20 protein-coding genes are annotated in these 25,657 nt (G+C 61.2%); 8 read left to right on the top strand and 12 right to left on the bottom strand.

The window, feature by feature from the left end:
* Positions 1-73: 73 nt before the first annotated feature.
* Positions 74-496, bottom strand: a complete 423-nt coding sequence (locus GRAN_RS18535) for a winged helix-turn-helix transcriptional regulator (protein WP_128914540.1) — start codon at positions 494-496, stop codon at positions 74-76.
* A gap of 77 nt (positions 497-573) precedes the next feature.
* On the opposite strand from GRAN_RS18535, the gene GRAN_RS18540 reads away from it, so the two are divergent.
* The gene (locus tag GRAN_RS18540; RefSeq protein WP_128914541.1) at positions 574-1,527 is read left to right on the top strand and encodes an oxidoreductase; all 954 of its coding nucleotides are present in this window, start codon (positions 574-576) and stop codon (positions 1,525-1,527) included.
* A 124-nt stretch (positions 1,528-1,651) separates the two neighbouring features.
* Entirely contained in the window at positions 1,652-2,425 is a 774-nt protein-coding gene (locus GRAN_RS18545) for an SDR family NAD(P)-dependent oxidoreductase (RefSeq protein WP_128914542.1), read from the top strand.
* Positions 2,426-2,431: 6 nt separating this feature from the next.
* Here the strand turns inward: GRAN_RS18545 and GRAN_RS18550 are convergent, their stop codons facing one another.
* The 4 genes from GRAN_RS18550 to GRAN_RS18560 form a co-directional block, all read right to left on the bottom strand.
* Positions 2,432-4,789, bottom strand: a complete 2,358-nt coding sequence (locus GRAN_RS18550) for a CHAT domain-containing protein (RefSeq protein ID WP_161571052.1) — start codon at positions 4,787-4,789, stop codon at positions 2,432-2,434.
* 95 nt (positions 4,790-4,884) lie between these two features.
* Entirely contained in the window at positions 4,885-5,718 is an 834-nt protein-coding gene (locus tag GRAN_RS25585) for a hypothetical protein (RefSeq protein ID WP_161571053.1), read from the bottom strand.
* 51 nt (positions 5,719-5,769) lie between these two features.
* Positions 5,770-6,441, bottom strand: coding sequence for an anti-sigma factor family protein (locus GRAN_RS18555; protein ID WP_128914544.1), 672 nt, complete (start codon positions 6,439-6,441; stop codon positions 5,770-5,772).
* 48 nt (positions 6,442-6,489) lie between these two features.
* A complete protein-coding gene (locus tag GRAN_RS18560; RefSeq protein WP_161571054.1) occupies positions 6,490-7,098 on the bottom strand; it encodes an RNA polymerase sigma factor in 609 nt (202 codons plus the stop codon).
* Positions 7,099-7,455: 357 nt separating this feature from the next.
* On the opposite strand from GRAN_RS18560, the gene GRAN_RS18565 reads away from it, so the two are divergent.
* The gene (locus GRAN_RS18565) at positions 7,456-7,857 is read left to right on the top strand and encodes a hypothetical protein (RefSeq protein WP_128914546.1); all 402 of its coding nucleotides are present in this window, start codon (positions 7,456-7,458) and stop codon (positions 7,855-7,857) included.
* Positions 7,839-8,030: a hypothetical protein gene (locus tag GRAN_RS25325; protein ID WP_150133269.1), complete on the top strand. Its 192-nt coding sequence runs from the start codon at positions 7,839-7,841 to the stop codon at positions 8,028-8,030. The genes GRAN_RS18565 and GRAN_RS25325 overlap by 19 nt, the downstream gene beginning before the upstream one ends.
* Positions 8,031-8,040: 10 nt before the next feature.
* On the opposite strand, the gene GRAN_RS18570 is transcribed toward GRAN_RS25325, so the two are convergent.
* From GRAN_RS18570 to GRAN_RS18585, 4 genes are all read right to left on the bottom strand, one after another.
* Positions 8,041-8,580: a hypothetical protein gene (locus GRAN_RS18570; protein WP_128914547.1), complete on the bottom strand. Its 540-nt coding sequence runs from the start codon at positions 8,578-8,580 to the stop codon at positions 8,041-8,043.
* Positions 8,581-8,784: 204 nt separating this feature from the next.
* A complete protein-coding gene (locus tag GRAN_RS18575) occupies positions 8,785-10,236 on the bottom strand; it encodes an efflux transporter outer membrane subunit (RefSeq protein ID WP_128914548.1) in 1,452 nt (483 codons plus the stop codon).
* Positions 10,233-13,457 (bottom strand): efflux RND transporter permease subunit, encoded by a 3,225-nt coding sequence (locus GRAN_RS18580; protein WP_128914549.1) that lies wholly within the window; start codon positions 13,455-13,457, stop codon positions 10,233-10,235. Before GRAN_RS18580 ends, GRAN_RS18575 begins: the two co-directional genes overlap by 4 nt.
* A 4-nt stretch (positions 13,458-13,461) precedes the next feature.
* Positions 13,462-14,718, bottom strand: coding sequence for an efflux RND transporter periplasmic adaptor subunit (locus GRAN_RS18585; protein ID WP_128914550.1), 1,257 nt, complete (start codon positions 14,716-14,718; stop codon positions 13,462-13,464).
* A gap of 100 nt (positions 14,719-14,818) precedes the next feature.
* Between GRAN_RS18585 and GRAN_RS18590 the strand changes: the two genes are divergently transcribed.
* Positions 14,819-15,499 carry a TetR/AcrR family transcriptional regulator gene (locus GRAN_RS18590; RefSeq protein ID WP_128914551.1) on the top strand — a complete coding sequence of 227 codons (681 nt, stop codon included), beginning with the start codon at positions 14,819-14,821 and terminating at the stop codon, positions 15,497-15,499.
* A 13-nt stretch (positions 15,500-15,512) separates the two neighbouring features.
* Here GRAN_RS18590 and GRAN_RS18595 read toward each other — a convergent pair whose 3' ends face one another.
* A complete protein-coding gene (locus GRAN_RS18595; protein ID WP_161571055.1) occupies positions 15,513-16,181 on the bottom strand; it encodes an Ig-like domain-containing protein in 669 nt (222 codons plus the stop codon).
* Positions 16,182-16,598: 417 nt separating this feature from the next.
* Here GRAN_RS18595 and GRAN_RS18600 point away from each other — a divergent pair, with 417 nt between their 5' ends.
* Complete coding sequence (locus GRAN_RS18600) at positions 16,599-17,279, top strand: hypothetical protein (RefSeq protein WP_128914553.1); 681 nt, start codon at positions 16,599-16,601, stop codon at positions 17,277-17,279.
* Between the two features lie 253 nt (positions 17,280-17,532).
* On the opposite strand, the gene GRAN_RS18605 is transcribed toward GRAN_RS18600, so the two are convergent.
* Complete coding sequence (locus tag GRAN_RS18605) at positions 17,533-20,355, bottom strand: AMP-binding protein (RefSeq protein WP_128914554.1); 2,823 nt, start codon at positions 20,353-20,355, stop codon at positions 17,533-17,535.
* Between the two features lie 173 nt (positions 20,356-20,528).
* Between GRAN_RS18605 and GRAN_RS18610 the strand changes: the two genes are divergently transcribed.
* Entirely contained in the window at positions 20,529-22,400 is a 1,872-nt protein-coding gene (locus GRAN_RS18610) for a sensor histidine kinase (protein ID WP_161571056.1), read from the top strand.
* A 51-nt stretch (positions 22,401-22,451) separates the two neighbouring features.
* Here GRAN_RS18610 and GRAN_RS18615 read toward each other — a convergent pair whose 3' ends face one another.
* Complete coding sequence (locus GRAN_RS18615; protein ID WP_128914556.1) at positions 22,452-24,257, bottom strand: alpha-amylase domain-containing protein; 1,806 nt, start codon at positions 24,255-24,257, stop codon at positions 22,452-22,454.
* A 623-nt stretch (positions 24,258-24,880) separates the two neighbouring features.
* Here GRAN_RS18615 and GRAN_RS18620 point away from each other — a divergent pair.
* Positions 24,881-25,657, top strand: coding sequence for a carboxypeptidase regulatory-like domain-containing protein (locus GRAN_RS18620; protein WP_128914557.1), 777 nt, complete (start codon positions 24,881-24,883; stop codon positions 25,655-25,657).

A 25,657-nucleotide genomic window follows, 5' to 3' on the forward strand; every position in this document is an offset into this window, starting at 1 on the left:
CGAGACGGACACGCCTCGCCTCCGGAGCTTTCCGGGTGGCACATTTTGGGGCAGAGTGCGAGCGCGCGAGACGCTACTTGCGGGCGGCGCGGGCTGAGTAATCGCGGTCGTAGTTTGCCTGCGCGGCTTGGAACCTGCCTACGTTGGCCGCTGCCCATTGCCAGAGGGGATGGACGAGTTCCAGCATCTCCAGGGCTAGTTCCGTGATGGTGTATTCAACTCTTGGTGGAACCTCGGCAAAGACCATCCGGGTCACCAGCCCATCGCGCTCAAGCTGACGCAGGACCTTGGTGAGGGATTTCTGGCTGACGCCTTCGACGCGTTCCATGAGCCGGGAGAAGCGCAGGGGGCTTTCGGCAGCGGCCAGTTCGGCCATGGTCCAGAGGGTCCATTTTTCCGATAGACCGGTGATGATGTCGCGGGTGAGGGAGTCTTCGTTTTCGGTCAGGGCCTCGCAGGCCGCATTGGCCTCGTCCCAGTCGATTCGCTTCGCCACAATAGTTACCTCCAGGTAAGTACGGCAATAAAAAGTGCCTTATTGCCATCGGATACTAATGGCAGCATACTCCATGCATGAGCACGAATACGGCAACACTTTTTACAGCAAATGATGTTCCCTCTCAGCAGGGACGGCGCGTCCTGATTACAGGCGCTAACTCGGGTATCGGCTACGAAGCGGCGCTGGAACTCGCACGGCGTGGGGCGGAGGTCATACTTCCGGCCCGCTCGATGAGCAAGGCCAATGATGCGATCTCTCGAATCGTGAGAGAGGTTCCGGGCGCGAGACTGACACCGGGAATTTTGGACTTGGCCTCGCTGGCCAGCGTCCGTGCGTTTGCGGCCTTTGTTGGCGAGAAGTTTCCCGGCGAGTCGCTCGACCTGCTGATCAATAATGCCGGTGTCATGGCGGTTCCGGCGCGTGAGCTTACCGTCGACGGGTATGAGCGGCAGTTCGCTACGAATTACCTTGGGCCGTTTCTGCTGACGGCGCTCCTGTATCCGCATCTCAGGCGCAAGCGGGGGACGCGCATTGTTACGGTTTCGAGCGGCGTGTCGAACCAGGGCAAGATCGAGTTCGACAACCTGCAATCCGAGCGTCTGTATAAGCCGATGTTCGGGGCGTACTCGCAGTCGAAGCTGGCCGACCTGATCTTTCAGCTTGAACTGCAACGGCGGCTGAGCGCGGCGGGGTCGCCCATTGCGAGTACGGGCGGGCATCCGGGGTACGCGATCACGAACCTGCAGACAAGTGGTCCGGCAGGCGTGATGCCGCTCGGGTTTCGGATTGTCAGCACAATTCTGAAGCCGTTGGCTTCGCAGGACGCAGCGCATGGAGCGTTGCCTACCCTCTTTGCCGCTGCTTCGCCGTTGGCCACGCCGGGCGGCTATTACGGGCCGAGTGGGTTTCAAGAGTTGAAGGGATACCCGGTTCCGGCGAAGATCGCTCCAGCCGCGAAGGACCTCGATCTGGCGAAGCGTCTTTGGAGCGAGACGGAACGGCTGACCGGGGTCAACTTCGCGGTTTGAAGTGTCATCCGGCTCGAAAGGGCTATGCGCGTCCGCGAAGCCTCCGGTACCGGCCGGTCATCCATATCTGAGTGACCGGGGCTTCTGATCGTCTTGGAAAGCGGCCCGATCCGAGGAGGATGGAATGGCTTCGACTTTGACGAACAAGGTTGTGCTCGTAACCGGGGCTTCGCGTGGTATCGGGCGGGCGATTGCGGTTGCGATCGCGGCGCAGGGTGCGCGGGTCCTGGTGCACTACGGAAATAACGGCGCGGATGCGGATGGCGTTGTCGCCGCGATTCGCGCGGTCGGCGGCGAGGCGGATGCCTTGCAGTCGGACCTTGCCGCTCCGGATGGAGCGGAGGTACTGGCGGCCAGGGTGAAAGCGCTTATCGGGAGCAAACTGGATAGTTTGATCCTGAACGCAGGCGTTTCGAAGGCGGCGAAGATCGAGGATCATACCGTCGATGCGTTCGACAATCTCTTCAACATCAATGTGCGGAGCCCGTTCTTCCTGGTGAAGGAGATGCTTCCGCTGCTTGGGGATGGCTCGAACATCGTCGTAGTGACGTCGGTTGTGGCGAAGGCGGTTCCGGGAAACTCGGGACAGGCTGGCGTGCCTTCGATTCCGGCATATGCGGCGACGAAGGGTGCGCTCGAGACGCTGGTGAAGCACTGGGCTTCGATCCTGGGGCCGAAGGGGATCCGGGTAAACGCGGTGGCGCCGGGCGTGATCGCGACGGATATGTCGAACTTCACGAAGACCGAGGGCGGCCGGCAGTTGACGCTGGAGATGCAGGCGCTGAAACGCATCGGGACGCCGGAGGATGTAGCGGACGTCGTGGCGTTTGTGGCTTCGGATGGGGCGCGATGGATCACCGGGGCTAGTATCCCGGTCGATGGCGGTTCGAAGCTGTAAACGCGGTCAGGCTCCGGCGTAGAGCTGGAACGGTGCCCAGTAGATGGGCTTGCGGAAGACGCCTTCGGAGTGGAGCATGGTGAGCTTGGCGGAGCGCAGGGCGGCGTCGGGTGCGTCGCCCTCGCCGAGGCGGGTGTACATGTGAGCCATGAGCTCCGGGGTCGAGGCGTCGCTGATCTCCCAGAGGGAGCCGATGACGTTGTGGGATCCAGCGCGGAGAAAGGCCCAGGCCAGGCCGACAAGGCCTTCTCCGGCGTAGGCACGTGAGCCGGAGCCGTAGCAGGTGGAGATGGTGACGAGGTCGGCATGGATGTGGCTGTCGAGGATGCTGCTGGCGTAGAGCTTGTAAGCCTCGGGATGATCGGCCGGTGGGGAAAGGATGACGGCGGAGTCGAGCGGGTTGCGCTCGCTGGCGATGCCATGGGCGACAAAGTGGATGTAGGAGAAGCGGGCGGGATCGCTGGCGGCGTAGGCGCCGGGGGTGGCCTGGGGGCCGGTGAGGACGGCGCGGTGGGCTGTGGGGAACTGGTTGGCGATGCTGGCGACTTCGCTTGAGGCGTTGAGGAGCTCGGCTCGACCGCCGCCGGAGTAAACGGGGTCGCCGATGAGCAGAAGGTTGCGGGATTGCGGCTTCGGGTGGGGAGCGCGGGCAGCGAGGACGCTGAGCGACGGAGCGTTGGTGATGACCGCGTCTTCGATGAAGAAGTGGGGCTTCGCGCCGGGGGTGAGGAGGGTTTCGAAGTTCAAGCGGTGGAGGCCCTGGTCGGCGATGACAAAGAGTCTGCCCTGGGGAGCAACGAGCTTCTGAGCGGGGGAGATGAGGAGGTTGTAGAGGGTTTGGCCGGTGGAGGCGGGGTCGTCGAGGACGTCTTTGGTACTGAGGATGGCGGTGTTGTGCCGCGCGACGAGGGAGAGGACCGTATCACGGTCGGGTAGGCGGTAGAAGGCGGATTGAGTGGGGGTGAAGGCCCAGAGGTAGGAGTTGCCGGGGCGGAGGCAGTAGACGAGGATGGTGCCGTTGAGGCGGGCGGCGAGAGCGGTGGGGCTTGGAGTGCGGCTTGAGGATCCGTGGGGGTCGTGGGAAAGGCCGAGGCCGTCGGCAAGGGTCTCTGCGCGGCTGCGGTCGATGACGGCGAGGGCATCGTCGGTGCGGCCTTCGCGGATGAGTTGCTCCATGTAGCCAACGTAGACGTCGCTTCCGTTTTCAGAGAACGGCAGCAGGGATTCGACTTTGTGGAACGAGGAGCGCTGGCGGTCGAAGGTTGCGATGGCGCGTTCGAACCACTGGTCTGCGGCGATGCGATCGCCGGACTGACCGAAGAGCTGCGCGGCGGTGCTTTCCACCTCCCACTGGATGGAGGGCTTGGACTGGGTGCGCTGGTCGAGGGAGACGAGCTTCGCGCGGGCTTCGTCAAGGTCGCCGGATTGGGCGAGGGCTCGGGCTTCGAGAAGAAGGGGCTGGAACATGCCCTTTTCGTTGCTGCGGGCGTTGGCGACGGCGATGGCGTCCCGGGCCTGGGCGAGGGACGATTTGGTGTCCCCGGACTCGAGGTCGAGGTAGCCGAGGGCCACCTGGGCATCGACGATCTCTTCGTGGTTTCCGATCGATTTTGCCAGTTGGTAGGACTGCTCGTAGGAGGTGCGTGCCTGGGTGAGATGACCGAGCTTGAACTGGGCGAGGCCCATGTCGTTTAGCCATTCGACCTGGTCGATGGGGGATCCGAGGGCCTTCGCTTCGCGCTCGGCATCCTGGGAGTTGGCGAGGGCGCGGCTGTAGTCACCCATCTTGAAGTAGGTCCAGCCTTCGCTGCCCATGGCCTTCTCGATCACGAGGCCGGCGCCGATACCTTTTGCCTTGTCGGATCCTTCCTGAAAGAGCCCCAGGGCGTCTTCGTAGTGCTCCTTGCGAAGGGAGACGACACCGAGGTTCAACAGGGCATAGGCCTGCTGCAGCGGGTCGTTGGCTCTTTCCGCGCTCGTGAGCGCGAGCGTGAAGGATCGCCCGGCCGCATCGAGTTCCCCATGCTCGACGTCGATGACGCCATCCGCGATATAAACTCCCGCGCGCTCACTCTCGTCGGCTGTTCCGCGCTCTGCTTCCGCAAGAGACTTCCTGGCGAGGTCGAGGTTTCCGGCCCGGGTGTAGGCGACGGAGAGAAGCGTGGCGCGTGAGACGGCTGCCGGCCGGGATTGGGGCGAAGAAGGCTCCTCCAGCAGACGCCGTGCCTCTTCGGTCCGCCCCTGGTACAGCAGAATCTTTGCCCGTTGCAGGCGGAATCGCTCGATCCACTCGGGGGAACTTTGTAAGACGAAGCCTTCGGTCAGGCGTGTCTGCTCATCTGCCTGGGCCAGACGGCCCGACACGAAGGATTGTTCGATGCTCTTGTACAGGCCTTCCGGAGTCGACGCGGACCACCCCTGGCAGTGAAGCCCGAGGAGTAGCAGTGCCGCCGCCAGGGCTACGGGATAGTGCGTCCATTGGAGTGGGCGCTGGCGAAGCTGACGACCCCCTGGCCGAGCGATCCCAATTCCGCACGGAGCATCGTGATATGGGTCTGCTTGGGGCTCACAAGCAACTCGCCTAAAAAGACGTTCCCGAAGTCCGGAACGCGGACCACGTGGCCGTAGTTGACCAAAGGCGATTTCACCGGAACCTCCTTGACTATGGAACATAGCACGCTACCTCCATCTCTCAGGGAAGTTGGTGGGTCCTTGCTGGTGAATCGAGCTCTGAGCCAGTCGGGCCAGGCCTTCTGCTCGAGCGCGTTCACGTACTGATCGCGGGCGATGCCGTAGAGCGAGTCGAAGGTGGGGAGGGCCTCGAAGTCCGGCTCATCGGGCCGGACAACATCAGGCCCGAGCTGGAAGGTCTGGTCGATAAGAACCGGCGTGACCAACTCGCCGCCCATGCGGAGGTTAAGGTACTGCGTGCCGCTGATGGAGATGCGGTCGGGTCTGCCGTCGGCCCAGTGCATCACCGAAAGCTGCGCCACGATGCGGTCCGCGGTGATGATCTCCTGGACATTGACCTTTTCGACGGTGCTCGTGACGACGCTGCGCCAGAGGCCGTTTTCCGGCTCGTGGCGGCCGTGCACGCGGACGGAGGCGCGTCCCACGGTGAAGACGCCGTGGCCCTCAATCTTGGACGTCGACTTGGAGTCTTCTCCGCCAGCCTGAGCGAGCGAGGCAGAGGCGCGACTGGACACGACCTTCTCGGATGGCAGCGTGAGATAGCCTCCCACGGCGGCGCCGTCGGCGTGGTAATAGAACTGCTGCTTCAAACTCGTGTTCATCCTGAGCGGACCTCTCGCAGGTTACGTACCTGTCTGTCGCTCTCGCCCAATCTAGTCGAGCGAAAGCGAAAACTGGTATCTGGATAGCTCGGCCGGCCCGATGATGCCTGAGGGGCTCTTGCCTTCAACGATCAGGCGGTTGATGCCGGCCTGGGTGGATGCGGACGGTATGCGGACCGTCACCGTGTCCTTTGCCTGCTCGGCTGTAACCTCGCCGTGCCACACAAGGGCTCCGGAAGGAGAATACAGCGAGCAGACATACGCCGCGTAACTGTTTTGCGCCGGAATGTCGAAGGAGACGAAGAACGATCCTCCGCGAGGCGCGTGAACTTCCTTGATATCTTCGCTGCGCGCTGTTCCGGCGGCGAGCGAAACACCGTTGATGATGGCCGGGCTGCTGGCCTGAGTTGCTTCGTGCCTCGCGCCGGGGATGACAACTGTGGTGTCGTATCCGATGACGAGGAGGCAGGCCGCGAGGGCCGGGGCGAGCAGGGCAGGGCTGAGGATCCACGCATACCACGCTGGCTTCTGGCTGCGGCTGTAAGCGAGGGCGGGAAGCTCATCGCGCGAGGCTTCGAGGAAAACGACTCCGGCCTTAAGATCGTCGGCACACTCCTTGCAGTCGAACAGGTGGTCTTCAAACCGCTCTCTGGCGGGTCCGTTGAGCTCTCCGAGGATGTAACGTTCGATACTGGACTCTTGGATTGCGTCCTTATGATTCATGTCGTGAACCTCCGATGAAGGGATGGTGCCGGGAGAGGGCGAAACGTCTCAAAGAATCGGCAGGCAAAAGAAAAATAATGGGAGGAAGGTCCTCCGATTGCCACTTTGCTTCGTATATTGCTGCCGGAAGGCCTCCTTGGCGCGGTGGACAAGGACGCGCATGTAGCCGCGATCGATGCCGAGCTCGCGGCAGACCTCGTCCTTGTCGCGATCCTGGAGGAAGACCGCCTGCAGAATGTTGCGGTCGCGGGGACTCAGTCCGGTGAGCACATTGTGTACGGTCTTCGAGGTTTCGGTCGAGATGACGTCGTGGAGGGCATCGGTCCGGCTGTCGACAAGCTGGCGGGCCTGTTCGTCTTCGAGTGGGTCCGCGCGCTTGGCGGAACGGTATTGCTCGAAGAGCACGTTGTTGCAGATGGAATTGACGAGGGGGCCGAGGCGCTCCGCCTGGCGGATGCCGTTTTCGCTGCGAAGAAGAACGAAAAAGCGCGAAAACGTCTCCTGGCGAACGTCCTCGATTGCCTGCTTCGACTGCAGGCGTGAGCGAACCTTGAGCGTGATCAGTTCTCCGAAGTACTTGTGAAAATGCTGCTCCGTCTCCTTATCTCCCTGCCGGAGCCGCTCCACATACGGGGCATCGAATGTCTCGAAGTTCAACAATCCTCCAAAGGTGCCGGTGGGGTGGATTCTACACCCCGGTGGTTGGGCCACAGCAGGAGCGCGGCGGCAGGAACGGTGGCTGAAAAGAATCGCGCGATGAGGTTGAAACGTTTGCTTCAGCCATTGCACTAACAGGGCAGAACGTGTTCACGAGCAGATGCGTTACTCAGGGCAACCCCGCCTCCGTGCGGGTCGTACGAGCCCGCGAGTGAGCTGGGCTCCGGACACAAACGATGCGCGCCAGGTTGCGGCGGACCTCCATGATATCCGAAGGCAAACGATTGCCACGATGATTTGGAGAAGGCGCTCGAGGCTGCGCACGAGGCCATGTCGTTCTAACTCTGGAGATCTCTCATGTCGATGGTGCGTGTGGTTGCGGCGGCGCTTGCGGTCTGGCGTCTGACCCACCTGATTCACTCGGAAGACGGGCCGTTCCGGATCCTGAAAAGGATGCGAGAAGCGTTGCGCCGGCTTTCAATGTCGGGTGCGGTGGACTGTTTTCTGTGCCTGAGCATCTGGGTGGCGGTTCCGTTCGGCTGTGTGCTCGGGTCGTCGTTTGCGGAGGTGGTGATCCTGATCCTGGCGTTCTCGGCAGTGACGATCCTGATCGATCGTTCGGCTGGACTCTCGGAGCAGGGTGCGTTGTTTCTGGAAGAACCCTATAAGGAGGAGGTAGAGGCATGGCCTGTGGATGCGGACAGCACGGAATTCGATCGTCGTATCGGCCGGAACGGCAGATGGCGGCGATCCGCGTAAACGAGGTGCCGGTTCAGGCGGCGCTGTTTCAGTATGTGGGGCGCACCCGGCTGGCGGCCGTGGGACAGGTCACGCGTCAGGTATACCGGTTCGAGACGCCGGGAGCGAAGGTGATCGTGGACGGGCGAGACGTGGCTTCGCTTACTTCGGTCCCGGTGCTGGTGCGACTTTGACCGACGGGTGCTAGCGAGTCGAGAAGGCGCTGAAGCTGAACCACACGGATTCGGCGTCGCTCAGCCGGCTCCTGGTGACCGGCTTGGCGGGATCGGCGGAGTGGTGCAGGTGGCCTGATGTGGCCTGTCCGGTCTGCCGGGCGCCAGCGGGGAGGCCGAAGAGGCAGCCGTAGTTCTGCGAAACCGAGACGATCTCGGCGAAGTAGGCCGTGGGAAATTCGAATTGTCGTATGCAGATATGGGCGTAGGCGTGGCCCTGCGAGCGCGGCTCCATGCACAGACTGTAAAAGGGACCGATGCCGAAGAGGGTCTTGCCCGCGGAATCCTGCAGGGCGAAGTCGGTGTGCCAGGTAGCGGTCCGATTCTCATCCCAGTTGGTGGTGGTACAGCTCCAGGTTCCGGAGCCGTCGGCGTTGAAGACGAGCTTTCCCGGGTCTTGCTGGCACTCGCCGCAGGCGACGCCGGGCAGCACAAGCTCCTTGGCTGGACGGGCAAGAAAATCAATTTCGGCCTTGCTCTGTCCGCTGCTGGATACCGTTGGTCTGCTCATTCGATGAAAGGGGCCCTTTTTCTGTGTCTCATGGTTTACGCACTGGCTGGCAAACTGGTTCTAAAGTAGCAGCTAAATTACACAAAATAGGGATCGTGCTCTTGAAATGAGGGCGTGGAGAGATATTCCGGCGGAAACGAAGCGCCTATCGACGAAACGGCCGCCGTGGTGTCCCCCGGCGGCCGTCCCCCTGAAGCGCGTGGTTTATTGCCAGCCGCCGCCGAGGGCGCTGTAGAGCTGGACAAGGGTGAGTGCTTCACCCTGTTGGGCGCTGACCAGGTTTAGCTGCGCGGAGAAGAGCGTGGAGTCCGTGGTGAGGACTTCGAGGTAGGCGGTGGCTCCGCCCTGGTAGCGGAGCCGCGCCAGTCGGGTTGCATCCTGGGCGGCTGCCACCAGCTTCTCCTGCTCGACACGGTAGTCATGCTGCTTCTTCAGCGCGATCAGCGCGTTCGAAACGTCGCGGAAGGCGCCGGCGATGGTCTTCTGATAGGTGATGACCATCTCTTCCTCGGTCCGCTTGGAGAGGTTGAGCTGTCCACGAAGTTTGCCACCGGCGAAGATGGGCTGGGTTAGGGTTCCGATACCGTAGATGGTCTTGCTGTCTGTGGTGAAGATATCGGAGAAGCTTCCGCCGCCGACGCCCGCGGAAGCGGAGATCGCAAGCTGCGGGAAGAACTGGGCGCGGGCTACGCCGATCTGCGCGTTGGCCGCGACGAGGGTCGCCTCCGCCTGCTGGATATCCGGGCGGCGCTCAAGAAGCTGAGACGGAAGGCCGGTGGGGATCTCCTGCGGGGGCGGGGTGAGAGCGTTCGGCGACACCCGAACGATGGGACCCGGGTTCTCGCCGAGGAGAAGCTTGATCGCGTTCTCCTCCTGCTGGATCTGCTGCTCAAGCTGCGGGATCTGCGAGGAGGCGGTGTAGAGAAGCTGCTCGGCCTGGCGGACGTCGGAGAGAGGGGCGGCACCACCCTGTTCGAGCGTCTTGGTGAGGTCGACGGAGTCCTGACGGATCTTCAGGGTCTGCTTGGCGATGTCGAGCTGCTTGTCGAGGGCGCGGATCTGGATGTATCCAGTAGCGACATTCTGGACGAGCGTCATCCGAACGGCGCGTTGAGCCCACGTGGTCGCAAGGAGTTGGGCACGGGCGGCTTCGGTCTGACGGCGATAGAGGCCCCAGAAGTCAGGAGTCCAGGCGGCCGAGAGGTTGAAGCTGCCAGCGGCCAGGGGGCTTGTAATCCCGCCCGAGCTGCTGTTGTTGTTGCTTCCACCCAGGGTCGAAGCCGGGAAGGACGCGCCGAAGCCGGTGCCACCCGCGCTCAGCGTGGGAAACTGCTGGGCGCGCGTGATCTGGACCTGCGATTCCTGTTCGAGGATGCGCTCGGCGGCGATGCGCACGTCGAAGTTATTGACGAGCGCCTTACGGATCAGCTCCTGGAGTTCCGGCTCCTGGTAGACGGAGGCCCACTTCTGGTCGCCGATGGAGCTTTGCGCATCGCTGACGATAGCGGCTTCATCGGCGCCACGGAAGGCAGGAGGCGCCGGCACGGCGGGGCGTTTATAGTTCGGTCCTACCTTGCAGCCGGCGATTGCCGCCAGAAGCAGGCCGGAGGCCGTAAGAGATGCAGTGCGTTTGAGACCTGCGAGCAAGCTGCTCATGCGTGACCTCCCTGGGTCGGTGTCCGCGGTCCGCCTCCGGCAGCCTTGCCGGCGGCGACGGGATCGAAGTCAGCTTTGGAGTCCATGGTTGTGCCCTTGCCACCCTTGCTGAAGCGGTGCGACAGATACTCGACGACCGAGAAGGTGACCGGGATAAAGATGAGGCCGATCGCCGTCGAGAGAACCATGCCGCCGACGACGACGGTTCCGAGAATGCGGCGGGAGACCGCGCCTGATCCGGATGCCGTCCAGAGCGGTAAGCAGCCGAAGACGAAGGCAAGAGCGGTCATCACGATGGGCCGGAAGCGCAGACGGGCTGCGCCGAGGGCGGCTTCGGAGATGCTCTGGCCCGACTCGTAGTTTGCCTTGGCGAACTCAACGATGAGGATGGCATTCTTCGCCGAGAGGCCAATCAGCATGACCAGCCCGATTGTGGCGAAGATGTCGTTCTCATACGAGCGGATATGAAGCGCGATGTAGGCTCCGAGGATCGCGACGGGGGTACTGAGCAGGACGCTGAAGGGCAGGGTCCAACTTTCGTACAAGGCCGCGAGAATCAGGAAGACGAAGAGCAGCGACAGCGCGAAGACAGCCCACGAGGGAACGCCCTGTTCGGCAACCTGCTCCTGGTAGGACATACCGGAGTAGTCGAACCCTGCGCCGGGTGGCATGGTCTGCTTGAAGGTCTCTTCCAGCGCCTTGCGGATCTGGCCGGAGCTGAAGCCGGGGTTGCCGGTGATGTTAATCTGGGCGGCGTTGTACTCGTTGAACCGGTAGATGAACTCCGGGCCGGTTATCTGCGAGACCTTGGCGAGGGAGGACAGGGGGACCTGGCTTCCGTTCGCGCTTCGGACGTAGAACTGGCTGATGTTCTTGATATCGGTACGAGAGGTTCCTTCCGCTTCAACGTAGGTCTGCCACTGGCGCCCGAAGCGGTTGAAATAGTTCACGAGATAGCCGCCCATAAAGGTCTGCATGGTCGTATAGATATCCGTGAGGGACACCTGCTGCTGGAGCGCCTTCTCGCGGTCAACGTCCGCATAGAGCTGCGGCACCGCAGGCTGGTAGGACGGAATCGCGATGGCAATCTCGGGACGCTTCTTGAGGGCGCCAAGGAAGGTTCCCATGTTCTTGGCGAGGGTCATCGGATCGTCCTTGCCGGAGCGATCTTCGAGCACGAAGGTCACACCGCCGGAGGTTCCGATACCCGGAATCGATGGCGGCGGGAAGGCGAAGGCGATGCCGTCAGGATCGGCACTGAGCTGCTTCTGCAGATTGCCCTGGATGTACTCGAGCTGTTGCTCCTTGCTGGTGCGGGTGTCCCAGGGCTTGAGCGCGACGAAGAAGAAGCCGGAGTTGGTGCTCTGGACCTGCGTGAGAAGGGAGAAGTTGGTGACGGCGATGACGCCTTCGACGCCGGGGGTCTGGAGGAGCTTGGCCGTGATCTTCTGCTGGGCGGCGTCGGTGCGCTGCGCGGAGGCTCCGTCGGGAAGCTGCAGCGCGAGGAACATGTAGCCCTGATCCTCGGTAGGGATGAAGCCGCCGGGAAGGTTGCCGCCGAGGAAGACGGCCGCGACACCGATGAGCACAAGCCCAAGCATCGCAAGGTACGACTTGTGGATAAGGACGTCGGAGGTGTGGACGAAGCTCTCCGTGGTGCGTCCGAAGAACTTGTTGAAGAGTCCGAAGCCCTTGCCGAGAAGGCCGGGTTTCTGCTCCTTGTCCTTCGGCTTGAGCAAAAGCGATGCGAGAGCCGGCGAAAGCGTGAGGGCGTTGAAAGCCGAGATCAGCACCGAGATCGCGATCGTGACCGCGAACTGCTGATACATCCGGCCCGTGATGCCAGGGATAAAGGCGGTCGGGATGAAGACCGCCGCGAGAATAAGTGCAATGGCGACGACCGGTCCGCCGACCTCTTCCATGGCCTTCTCGGTAGCGGCCTTGACCTCCATCCCCTCTTCGATATGGTGCTCGACCGCTTCAACGACGATGATCGCGTCGTCGACCACAAGCCCGATCGCAAGCACAAGGCCGAAGAGCGAGAGCGTGTTGATCGAGAACCCGAGCGCCGGGAAGATGATGAACGTTCCGATGAGGGAGACGGGCACGGCGAGCAGCGGGATCAGGGTGGCGCGCCAGCCCTGGAGGAAGATGAAGACGACGATCACGACGAGCGCGAGCGCTTCAACGAGAGTGAGAACGATCTCGTGGATACCGGCCGTAACGGCCTTCGTGGTATCGAGCGGGACGTTATAGGTGATGCTCGCGGGGAAGGAAGCGGAAAGCTCTTTCATGCGCGCATTGACCAGCTTGGCGGTCTGGACGGCGTTCGATCCGGGGAGCTGGTAGATCGCCATGACGCCGGAGGGCGCCTGGTTATAGCGGCCCGAGATGGCGTATGCCTGGTCGCCGAGCTCTACGCGGGCGACGTCGCCGAGGTGAACGATGGACCCGTCGGCGTTGGCCCGAAGAATAATGTTCGCGAACTCTTCGGGCTTGACGAGACGGCCCTGGGTGCGAACGGTGTAGGTGAACTGCTGACCCTTCGGAATGGGTTCGGCGCCGATCTGTCCGGCCGGGTTCACGTTGTTCTGGGCCTGAATCGCCGAGATAACTTCGGGCGCGGTGATGCCAAGCTTGGCGAGCTTCTCGGGCTGGACCCAGACGCGCAGAGCATACTGGCCGCCGAAGATCTGCACGCGCGAGACGCCCTTGACGCGGGAGATCTGGTCCTGCAGGTTGATGATGGCGTAGTTGGTAAGGAAATCCTGGCTAAGTTTGCCGCCGGGCGAGTTGATCGCGACCAGCATGAGAGGCGAGGTGAGCGCCTTTTGCACGGTGAGGCCGGCGGTGGTGACCTGCGCGGGAAGCTGCGACTGGGCCTGATCGACGCGAAGCTGACCCAGGACCTGATCGATGTTTGGATCGGTCTTGACGTCGAAGTCGACGAAGAGCTGGACGACGCCGTTATTGGCGCTGACCGAGTCCATGTAGATCATGTTGTCGACGCCGTTCATCTGCTGCTCGATCGGGGTCGAAACGGCTTCGGCGACGGTCTTCGCATCAGCGCCGGGGTAGGTGGCGGTAACAAGAATTTCAGTCGGAACGATGTCCGGGTACTGCGAGGTGGCGAGCGAGAACATCGACACGGTTCCGACGATGACCGTCAGAATCGCGATGACGATCGCGACGATAGGGCGGCGTATAAAAAACTTCGACATCGGGTTACTTCCCTTCCGACGTGGTGGCCTGCGTGGTGGGAGCTACAGCGGGACCTTCGTGTGGGTTGACCGGTGCTCCTTCGCCGAGCTTCTGGAGGTTGTCGGTGATGACCTTCGATCCGGGCGCGATGCCGCTGTCGACGACCCAGTTGGTGCCGACCTGCGCGCCGAGTTTCACGGTAGCGACGTGCACCTTGTTATCCGCTCCAGCCAGGAAGACCTGCTGCGTTCCCTGGAACTCCTGCACCGCTACCTGGGGGATGACGAGTGCGCCATGGCGAAGTTCCGTCTCAGCCTTCACCCGCCCGAACTGGCCGGGGCGGAGTACGTTGCCGGGGTTGGGGAACGAGGCCGCGACGCGGATCGCGCCGGTCTGCGGGTTCATCTGGCGATCGACGAAAGCGATGCGCCCCTTGAGTGGGTAGGGGTCGCCGCTCGCGAGGGTCAGGCTGAGAGGGACATCCGCGGTGGCCTTGAGGAGGTCTCCGCCGCCCTGATGGGCACGGTTGATGAGCGTGAGGTACTCGGCGTCGCCAATCGAGAAGTAGACCTTGATCGGGTTCAACTGCGAGACGGACGTGAGCACCGACTGGCCGTTGACCAGGTTGCCAACCTGCGTGGTGGCCTGCCCTGCAACTCCGCTGATGAGTGAGCGGACGTAGGTGAAGCCGAGGTTCAGCTTGGCGTTTTCGACGGCGGCTTCTGCAGCGGTGACGGAAGCCTGTGCGGACTTTACCGAAGCCTCGGACTGCGCCTTCTGCTGCGTGTCGTTATCGAGAGTGCTCTGCGCGATCGCGCGGGCCTGGGCGAGCGGCGTGTCCCGGTTTACGTTGATGACAGCGAGACCGAGCTGCGCCTGGGCGAGAGCGACCTGACCCTTGGCCTGTTCCAGCTGACCCTTGGCCTGATCGAGCGCGGCTTGGAAGGGACGCGGATCGATCTCGAAGAGGACCTGGCCCTTGGCAACCGGCGTGCCCTCCTTGTAGTCCTGCTTGATGAGGAAGCCGCTGGCCTGTGGCTGGATCTGCGCGTTGACGTATCCGTCGAGCGTGCCGACCCACTCGTTGGTAAGCGGAACGTCGATCGGATTGACCGTTACCACGGTGACCGGGGTGGGCGGGGGCGGCCCGGTGGGCGCGGCTTTTTTCTCTCCACAACCGGCGAGTACGCCCGCACTGACCAGGAAAACGGCGGCCGTGACGGCGCCTCTGAAACTGTTGAAGACCATCGTTGCTGGCGCGTGTTGACGCTGCTCGTTCATCGTTTATTCTCCGCAGAAGCTTCGCATGGGGACGTCTCTCAGGGTGTTTTGGAGAGAAGAGTACGCACGTGTATGCTTTTGATGTGACGCAGTGAGCCAGATGGCCGATTCAAAAATTGTTGCCGAGCATGCTGAAACGCGGGCGACGATTCGCAAGCAAAAACGCGCGTTGCTTACGCGGCATGAGCTTCTCCGCTCGGCTCGCGAGATCTTCGCCCGAGATGGATTCGAGCACGCCAGGCTTGAAGATATCGCTTCGAATGCCGGTAAGACCCGGGGCGCGTTCTATGACAACTTCAAAGATAAAGAAGATGTCTTTTGTGCGATTTTTGAAGAGAATATCGATCGCGAGATGGCAGAGCTTGAGCCGGTATTGCTGGCGCTCCCGACTGTCGCGCAACGGATCGAAGCCCTGGGCAACTACCTGAGCGAACTAAGCAGGGACCAGGAGCGGCTTCTGCTCAGTCTCGAATTCAAGCTTTATGCCATCCGCCATCCGACGAAGCGGAAACGGCTGGCCGATCTTCATAACGTGATGCTGCTCCGCAGTTCCATCCCAGAGTTGACGCAGCTTCTCCCTCAAGTCATCGGGCAGCAGGACAATGCGTCTTTAGCTGACTGTCTTGCGCTTGGTGGCGTGATGGACGGACTTGCGCTGAACCATCTTTTCAATCCGGAGACAGTGAAGCAGGAGCAGGTGGAACGTTTTCTCAAGCTCTGTCTGCAAGAGACAACGCAGACCCTCCACATGCAGAAGAACGGGAACGGCGCCTGCCTGTAGCGGCCTGATGGTTTCAAGCTGCGCGCGCGGCGGGTACCAATCGACGCAGCGCAGTCGTGGTGTTTTCGATGGTAAGCGCAATCGCCGAGGAAGTGCTCGTCGCATAGAGACTGTCGCCGACGTAGACCGCCTTGATCGAGTAGGTTCCAACTGAAAGTGCGCTTACCGTGAGGGACGCTGTTCCATTACTCAGGGTCTCGCTGCCAAGGCTCGTGGAACCGTTATAAAAGATGACCGTTCCGGTTGCGGCGGTCGATGAAACGGTAGCAGTCAAGGTGACGGAGCTTCCTGCGGTTGCCGTGGCATCGGACGACGAGACCGTCGTCGTGGTGGTGGTCAGGCTCTCGCTGATGACGATGGTCATGGCGCTCGATGAGCTTGCGCTGTAGACATCGTCGCCTCCATAAGCGGCGTAGAGACTGTGGGTGCCCACCGCAAGCGTGCTTACGCTCAGGCTTGCGACTCCGGAACTGAGTGTGCCTGTGCCAAGGCTCGTCGTGCCATCGTAGAACGTAACAGTGCCAGTTGCATTCCCGGAGACGACGGTTGCGGTGAGCGTGATGGCAGTGTCGTAGCTTGCGGTGGTAAGGGACGCGGTCATCGTGGTGGTGGTGCCTGTGTCGATGAAGAAGCCGGCGCATCCGGCGAGGCTGATGCTGATCGCGATCAGGAGGATTGCCATCGCGACCCTGAGTGCGATGCATCTTTCAGGAACGGGAGAGGAATGTCGATGAACTTGTTGATGAGAAGGTCGTTCCGTGGTCCAGGATTCCCGCATGCTCCCTCGCGAGACCCCTGTGTCTCAGGGCGGGTGGTCTCCTGGTGACAGTAGTCTCGAGCAGTCTGACGACGTTGTCTCGTGATCGATTACAGTCAACCGTCGAGCCTCTAAGATGCCTCTCATAAGAAGTGGCAAATTAATTGCTGATCGCTCCCATGGATATCTAGCTTTGATGAGCGCTGTCACTCATCGTTGGCAAGAGATCCCGCCGCTCGTCTCGTTGTGCCCGGCACCACGAGGCCGCTTAGCACCTAATCGCCCGTCGGCACAGGTAACTTCACTGTGTGAACAGCCACTCGCGCTTAATAAGGAGCAAGCATGAGCATCTCCGCAGTTTCTTCTTCGGACCTTTCTGCCCTGCTCGACGATCTATACACGTCGAGTTCAACCACCACCACATCGAAGACATCCACCAGCAACGGGACCGATAGTTTCAGCAGCACGCTCTCCGAGCTTGAGTCTGCGATCTCCTCCGGTAACCTGACTTCAGCCAAGGAGTATCTGAGCGAAGTTGAGAAGGCCAGCCCACGCTCGACGAATGGAACCGATCCCATCGGGACTTTTCTAACGAGTGTGGAGAACGCGCTCTCCTCGGGAGATATCAGCTCTGCTCAGAAAGCGTTGACGACATTGCAGTCGGCACCTGGTCCGGGATCGTCGGCCCAGTCCTCAGGAAGTGATTTCGACACCGAGCTCTCGAGTCTCGAATCGGCGATCCAGTCGGGAGATCTAACGTCTGCGGCGAAGTACTTGAGCGCGCTTGAGGCGGACAGTCCTTCTCATAGCGCTACGTCGGCTGCCAGCACGTCCTCAAGCGCGACAACGGCGAGTAGCGCATCGGGCAACTCTGCGAGCGATCCGATCGGTACCTTCCTGAAGAGCGTTGAAGCAGCGGTGGCGAATGGAAGTTTGAGCGCGGCAGTCTCCGCGTTGAACATCTTTCAGTCGCAGGCTGTTCCGAGCTCCGTAACAAGCAGCAGTATTAGCGTTGTAGCTTAGGAACTCAGTAAGTGACGCGTAGCGGGCGGATGCTTCCGCCCGCTACGGGCTTATAGTACTTGCACTCTCACATCAACCGGGTTATTACTTGTCCCGAAGTTATTTCAGCGTTGATTTGTAAACTCCTGTTTGAATCGCCCGTCGTACTTGGTGCGCTCGGCAATCTGGATCAGCAACTGAGAGTGGGCCGAACATCTTACGTTGCAGTCCGGGTTGCCGAGGGCGGCGAATCGACCGGGGCCGGCGGACGAAGTTATCTCGCCGCAGGTTGAGCCACGGTATGGTTGAGAAGGAAGTTACCGATCAGGACGCCGTGGGTTCCTAGCAGCGAGCGATAGAGCTTCTCGTCGCATGCAGCAAGGGGAGGGCACAGATCCCATACCTCCTGCGTAACGTTGTGCGGCCTGCCGCCACCGTGTCCCTCCTCGCGAGCATGGACGAAATCGAAGGTGGGCTTATCGGTGACAGGCATCCTGCCTCCCACGCCTCCGAGCAGAACGAGGCATTCGTAGTCGGTGTTCGCAGGCGTCGCCTGCGACGAGAAGAAGTATCGCTTGCCAAGGCGGTCTAACTGCTCTTGCAGATAGGGAAGGCTGGATGCCGCTCCAACGAGACAGAAGGAGTTATATTCTTCGACGACAAAATCCACGGCTGCGCGGTTGAGAACGAAGGAGCAGAAGTGAGGCGTGTCCATCAGGAGAAAGCGGTTGACCGGTTCGCCCGCGTGGGTACGGAACTCGCTCCTTCGCTGGCGGATAAAATGAAGTAAAGTGTTCTCAAAACGTTGGAGCCAACTGGTGTTCGTGACCTTCTCCGAGTCTGAGTTGAAGTCGCGGAAGTCACAGAACTCCCACTGTTCCGTATGGGCGCGAAACTCCGCGTGGAAGGCCATCTTGAAGATGGGTGTTTGTAGATAGCTCTCCATCATTTGAAGAACTGGATTGACCGTCTCCGGCGTGAGATCCCGGCCGAGGATGACGCGACGCGGCAGCAGATGGTGGTTCTGCGTGTAACGCTGCATCCGATGGCCCAGGAGATCCGCGTCGTTCTCCATCGTGAACTGACGATCGAGCACCGGATAGGCGCAGAATGGCGGAGTTCTGAAGTTATCTTCGTCATCGATCAGGATGAGGCTAGCGTTCTTGATCTTTGTCAGAAGAGAGGAGACGACGGCATAGGCGGGGTCTGGATTCCTGGGAAGAAAATAGTCGTGGAAGATAAGGTCGGAGAAGAGGATAAGCGCGGGAGGAACGCAGATGTGCTCGAAGTGAACAGGCATCCCAACTTCATTGGAGATCGCTTCGAGGAAAGCGCTGTCGATGAAAGGTTGAGGAGCTTCGAATCCAAGGCGCCAGCCGTCGACGAGCGCGATGATGGAAAAGACCTGCGCTTCTTCAGGGCTGGATCGAACGTGCTCGCTCGCGGCGATGCTGTCGAGGGTGAGGTCGGCAGTGTAGGAGATGCCATGCTCTTCGCACAAGATACGAAGGATCAGTTGGCCGAGGGAGTCTAACTCTTCACCTACCGGCGTGTCCGTCGGGATACCCGGGAATTGTTCCGTAAGTTTGCGACCTAGTTCCCCGTCGCCGCTGGACTCCCGTTGAAGGTGTACGCCCGCTTGAAAGGCTTGCCAATCCGCCAACGTGCGCTTGCGATTGATCTTGCCGGACGAGGTCTTCGTGATGAAGTGCCGTGGCACGAAGTGAACTTCGAGCCACTCGAGGCCGGTGTGCTCGCGGATAAGGCGAGCGGGTTCAGGCGAACGATTCCATAGCCAGAAGGTATCTTCCTCGATCAGGAAGAGAACCTTTTCCGTTCCGCCTGCGGAGTCAAAGACGGAGAGAGAGGCAATGCGCCCGGCGGACTGCGGGAAGAGCTGGGCTACGGCGAAGTCCAGGTCATTCAAGAGGAACTTGCGGCCCCCTATATTGGCGAGATCCTGTTTGCGGCCGGTGATAATGATCTCGCCGTCTTCGAAGAAGCCGATATCTCCGGTGGCATAGAAGCCGGCTTCATCACGCATGTCGGCGCTGCCTTCGTAGGCGGCCAACGAGTGCGGGCTGCGCACGAAGAACTCTCCATCGACGTTCTTCACCTCGGTTCCGGAGATAGGACGGCCGCAGCTTACATAACTCTGCCCCTCCCGCTCTACGATCTGCATGCCTGCGCTCTGGGTGACGGCGAAGACGTTCTCCGCCATGCCATAGCAGGTGGAGATGTTCGAGCGGCTCGCTCCTGTTGCGGTAAGGAAACGCTCGAGCGTCGCAGGATAGGTTGGTTCCGAGCAACTGATCCAATGGCGCATGCTCGGGAAGGGTCCGGATTGGCCTTGCTTGGACATCACCTCGAAGCCGAAGTTGGGCATGTAGCACACCGTGCCCTTGTGGCGTTCGATGGCCTCGAACAGGAGTCGCGGAGTGCGCACCCAGGTGATCGGATCGATCAGGACGATGGGCACGCCGAGCAGCAGGGGCGTAACGAAGCAGGCGATAAAGCCCATGTCGTGATACAGCGGAAGCCACGAGACGATGCGGTCGTCCGGGGTAAGGCAAAGGGTTTCGTTGTAGAGATGCGCATGCTTCTTCAGGGCGTCGAACGTGAAGCGGATGGGCTTCTTGAAGCCCGTGGTCCCGGAGGAGAGTTGCAGGATCGCGCCCTCTTCAGGAAACACGACCTCCGTGCCCGGCTCCCCGGATGGTTCGATCTCATCGAGAAAGGTGCAGGCGGCGAGTTCCCCGGGGTTGAACGCGGAGAGTTCAGGCGCGCAAAGAAGCATCGCGACGTCACAACGGTCGATTGTGTCGCGGAGCGAATCTCGCCAATAGACCTTGCTCATCTTCTCATTCGGATACTGGAGTATGAGAGGCGTTCTCCCAGCGGCGAGTACGCCAAGCCAAGTCAGGATGAGGGCGGGGCCGGTCTGGAAGAGGATGCCGACGGTCGCGCCTTCGACGGTCGATGAGGCGGCAAGCTCCGCAATCGCACGGATTTGCGGGCTGCATTCAGAGAGGGCGAGCGTCTGCTCGGACTCGACGCCTACGAACGTGATGTGCGGTAGTGCTGGCGGTTGAAACATGCGATCCCTCGGTCCGGCGAATAACAAAAGAGCAAGATGCTCTAGACAAGCAATCGCAGTACCAACTTCAACGCGCGATCCGGGCTCTTTGCTGAGGGAGACGAAAGAAGAGCGCAGGACAGATGGTCCAGCTTCCCTTGTTTCGCGGCTCGGCTTACTCTGGACACATCAGAATGCGACGTACCCTTCCCAAGACGCTCTTTGGCCAGCTCGTCCTGGGCACCATCGTGGCGCAGACGCTTCTCCTGGGCCTCTTCATCTGGTACACCGTCGTCTCGCAGAAGCAGATCGCCGAGGTGAGGACGCGTCAGCGGATCGGCCAGCAACTGGATCGGCTTGCGAGCGCCTGTGCGAAGCAGTGGGCCAAGGGGGACATGGCCTCGCTCCACGATGTGCTGGAGCTTTCGCGGATCGCGCCGACGATCGAAGTCGCCCGGCTCACTGACCTCAGCGGGAAGACAATGGCGGTCAGCGAGAGCGGCCGCGACCAGGGGCTGGATGCCTATGAGCTCGATGTCTTGAAAGACGCGACGCATCAGCAAATCTTCTCGATCCGAAACGGGCAACTGGAGGCCGTCACTCCGGTTGCCATGGGCGGTAAGACGGTCGCGCTCTTGTGGCTGGAGCCAAATCACGCCGTGTCGCTGAATACTCTGAATGCGGTCGTGCGAGTCTCGCTGACCTATGGCGGCTTCGCGCTTCTGGCTAATCTGCTTCCGATATTCCTGATCGTGCGGTCTGTCACCAAACCTCTGCGCCGGCTCAAGAGAGCCACCCAGCAGGTCATGCAGCAGAATCCGGGCCTGCCCGCTGGCTTTCCCCTGCCCGTGACGACGAGGAACGAGGCAGGAGACCTGACCGCAAGCTTCAACACCATGGTGCGGGAACTCGAGGAGCAGAGACGTGGGCTGCTCGAGACGCTCGCCCTGCTCGACTCGATGCTTGGCAATGCCCCGATCGGCTTCGCCTTCTTCGATCCTGGTTTGAACTATGTGCGGCTCAACCAGTTCCTTGCCGATATGTACGAGGTTCCGATCGGCCAGCAGCTTGGGCGAAGAGTTTCGGAGCTCTTTCCCGGCGCGATGGCGGAGGAGCTGGAGGCGTGCCTGGCGAAGGTCTTCGCAACCGGCCAGGCGATGCGGAACGTCGAGCTTTCCGGCGAGATGCGGCATGCGCCCAACGTGCGGCGAAGCTGGCTGATGCACTTCTACCCGGTGCGGACGGAGCAGGAGACCATTCGCTGGGTCGGCGTGATCGTGGTCGAGATCACGGAGCGTCTGCAGGCGGAAGAGACTCTCCGCCGCACGGAGAAGCTGGCCGCGACAGGGCGCCTTGCCGCAAGCATCGCGCATGAGATCAACAATCCGCTGGAAGCAGTCACGAACCTCCTTTATCTGCTGCGAACCCATAGTGCCATCGACGAGACAGCCTTGAGCTATGTGTCAATGGCGCAGGCGGAACTTGGCCGCGTGTCGGAGATCACCCAGCAGATGCTGCGCTTTTACCGGCAGTCCACCTTGCCGCGTATGACCGACGTCGGCCAGGTGCTGGAATCGGTGCTGGATCTTTACCAGTCGCGAATCGTGGCGGCACACGTAACCGTCGCGAAGAAGTTCAGCGGATCGCCTGGGGTGTTTGGCCTGAGTGGGGAGATGCGGCAGGTATTCGCCAACCTGATCGGGAACGCGCTGGACGCGATGCCGGGCGGGGGACAGCTTGTCCTGCGGGCGAGGCGCGGATCCGGACGGAGGAGCGATGGAGTCTGGAGTGAAGGAGTGCGCGTTTCGGTCACCGATAACGGTTCGGGCATGTCGCGCGAGACAATGGCCAGGGTCTTCGAGGCGTTCTTTACGACGAAGCAGGCCACCGGAACGGGACTCGGTTTGTGGGTGAGCGAGGAGATCATTCGCAAGCACTCAGGCTCGGTTCGAGTAAGGAGTCGAACCGGGATGCCAAGCGGAACGTGCTTTTCGGTCTTCTTTCCGGATGCGGGGCTGAAGGTGGATCAGCTGGAAGTGGCGGATGCTACCGTTTCAGCGGGGTAGGGAAGCAGGCGCCGATGGTTCGCCAAGCCGCCTGCTCTCACAGACCGGCCGCTAAAACAAAGCGGACTCCGCCGGCCCCAGGTAATCCACCTTGACGTAGAGCCGCGCCGGAGCCGCTCCCGCCGCTGATACCTTGGCCCGCAGCACATAACGCCCCTCAACCTCGATAGCAGCGCTCAGCGCCAGCGGAACGGCCCCGTTCGCCGCTTCCAGCACCGCACCTCCCGACGTCAGCATCTCCACCGACACATCCTCCGGGCCGTCCGCGTACACCACCACGTTCACCTCCGACCCAGCCGCCGGCCAGATTGCCCCCGCCACCCGAAACCCATCTGCCACCGCCTTCCCGCCATACCCGAAGTTCGTCGTGCTATCCCCAAGATCGTCGTCCATCTCGAACTGCTGCACCGTCCGCCGCCCCGCCAGGTCAAATCCCCCGGTAACCCCCTCATTCCCCCACACCGAGTAGGACAGCGGTGGCTGGTTGACATGAAACCATCCATCCGCATTCGTCCAGACATTACCAGGACACGTCCCCGTGTAATCGTGAAGCTGCGTATTCGGAAAGAACGCCGTCGAGACCCACCCATCATGCCACGAGCTGCCATCGTTGTTGATCGCCACGATCGCCCGCGCGCCACGTTCCAGGATCAAAAGTTGTTGCGAATTCTGATACCGCACAAAGTAATCGCCCGTCTTGAACCCGAGCTTCTGATGACACCACACCAGGTTCTCGAGCCACGCCCTGCTCGGAATCGCCGCCGCCGTCGTGCCATCCTTCCATGGGGAAACATTCCGGAACAGGTCCTCATAGTAGAGCTGCGGACTCCCGTCAACCGTCATCGCCACCGCATAAGCCAGGGCCGTTCGTGGATTGTCCGGATCGAGCGCCGGGCCGATCGTGTCATCCGCCGTGTCGTGGTTACTGACGAACGGAACCGTCTTGAAGCGGTTCGACTGCTGCTGGCTCGGCAGACTCCCGACATCGTAAAACCCACCCGACTGAACCATGGCCGCAAGCGCGAAGCGTAGCGGATAGTCGAACGTCCCACACCGATTCAGCGTGTCACTCGCCCATCCATCCACCGTCGCCTGCGAGTCCGTGACGTACTCCCCGACCGCGAAGTAGCGCAGGCCGCCCCCCATGGCGTTGTAAAGAATATCTTCGACAACTTCCGGAGGAAATCCAGCGACATCGTCGAAACGAAACCCATCCACGCCCGTCTGCTTCACAAACCATGTAAACCACGCCCGCACATTTTGCCGCGAGGCACAGTTCGCATCCGCGTTGCCCGAGTCGCTGCATCGCCCTTGGTAACAGAAGTCCGAACCAAAGCTGTTTGAGGCCGTGGGCGTCCACTCCACGGTAGGGTGCCAGTGCACCGGGTTGAAATGAAAGTCGAGCCAGTTCCTCTGCCACCGGCCCGTATGCGCCCCCGCGTAACCCACCGGCTGAAAGCTCGTGTATTGCTGGTTATCCGTCTGAAACGGCGAGGACGGGTCCGGGTCGCCGCCTGCGCAGTGATCGAGCACCATGTCCGGATACACCTCGAGCCCATTGGCATGCGCCACCGCGACCAGCCGCAGAAACGCATCCATCGTCCCGAAGCGCGTCCACATCTGACCCTTCTGATTCTTCTGACCGATGTCGTAATAGTCGTAGGGCGTGTAGCCCATGTTCGCTTCGGCATTCGTATCCTTGCACGGCGGCGGAGTCCATATCCCGTCGAATCCCATCGCCGCCAGCCGGGGCGCCAGCTTCGCAAGGTACGTGTACCAGTCATGGGGATAGTTGCTATTCCAGCAATTCCACCAGAAGCCCTCGAAGACAACTTTACCGTTCCATGGTTCGGACATAACCTATCCCTCTTGATTCGGAGTGGGGGCACCAAAGATGGATCCAGGGGAGGAAGCAGGGCCGGGATGCTAAACCAGACGCGCGTGATCTTCCGTGAAGGGAAACGCGGGCCGCGCTGAACGGGATCAGTATGCGTCAAGGCACGCATTGCGGCAATCGAAATTGATGTTAAAAACAATGAGCCTCGACCGCTACCGGCACCTGTCGTGCGGGAACGCCTCCGGCGATTCCATTCACCGCCAACCGTCACCGTATCGGCAGGGAAACGGCACCTGAACCTTGGGCAGGCAAAATCTTGTCAAGCCCCCAAACGGCCTAACTTCCTCATTACAAAGGGAAAAGTCGGTGTCCTTTTAGTTATGGTCCATCCTCTACAATTTAAACAGTGGTCAGGAGAATGGGTTCATAGGGAAAGCCGTCCCCAGCCTTGCTACCCGGGAAAATGCTAAGCCATTTGTTTACTAATATTTAGGGCGTAAGTCCTTTGGTTAGAGCAACTTGCAGCGGGTTCTCCACACTAAGCTGCTCAAACGAAATGACTTACACCCCGGCAATGGGGAGGGGGGGTACCACCTCTCTGGACCACCAATGCACCATCAGCAGGAAGCGAGACCGAGCCGTCATGACACTAATCCGCACCATCGTCACCTCCGCTCTCCTCGCCACGCTACTCGCCACCGGCTGCAAGTCCGCGAAACCGGCCCCCGAAGCCCCCGCTGCGGCACCGCAACCCGTCTACTTTCACGTAGACCCCGCAACCGCCGCCACCATCACCGGAACCGTCACTTACACCGGCCCTCATCCCGCCCCGACACTCATCGACATGAGCGAAGACCCCGCCTGCGTCGCCGCCCACAAAACCAAGGCCTACGATGAATCCCTCCTCGTAGCCCCCAACAAGGGCCTCGCCAACGCCTTCGTCTACATCGAAAAAGGCCTCGAAGCCAAAACCTTCGAGACCCCGCAGACCCCCGTCGTCATCGACCAGAGCGGCTGCTGGTTCCATCCCCGCGTCCTCGGCATCCAGACGAATCAGACCCTCCAGATCGTCAACTCCGACCCCGTCACCCATAACATCCACCCCATGGCCTCCACCAACCGCGAGTGGAACCACAGCCAGGGTCCCGGCGACCCGCCCTTCAACCGCAGGTTCCCCAAGCCCGAAGTCATGATCCCCGTGAAGTGCAACATCCACGGCTGGATGCACGCTTACATCGGCGTCCTCGATCACCCCTACTTCGCCGTCACCGACGCGAAAGGCGCCTTCACCCTCCCCAATCTCCCGCCCGGCAACTACACCCTCACCACGTGGCACGAGAAACTCGGCGTCCTCAGCCAGTCCATCACCGTCTCACCCTCAGCCAGACAAGTCATCGACGTCGCATACAAAGGGAAATAG

It is taken from the genome of Granulicella sibirica (assembly GCF_004115155.1).
GTDB lineage: Bacteria > Acidobacteriota > Terriglobia > Terriglobales > Acidobacteriaceae > Edaphobacter > Edaphobacter sibiricus.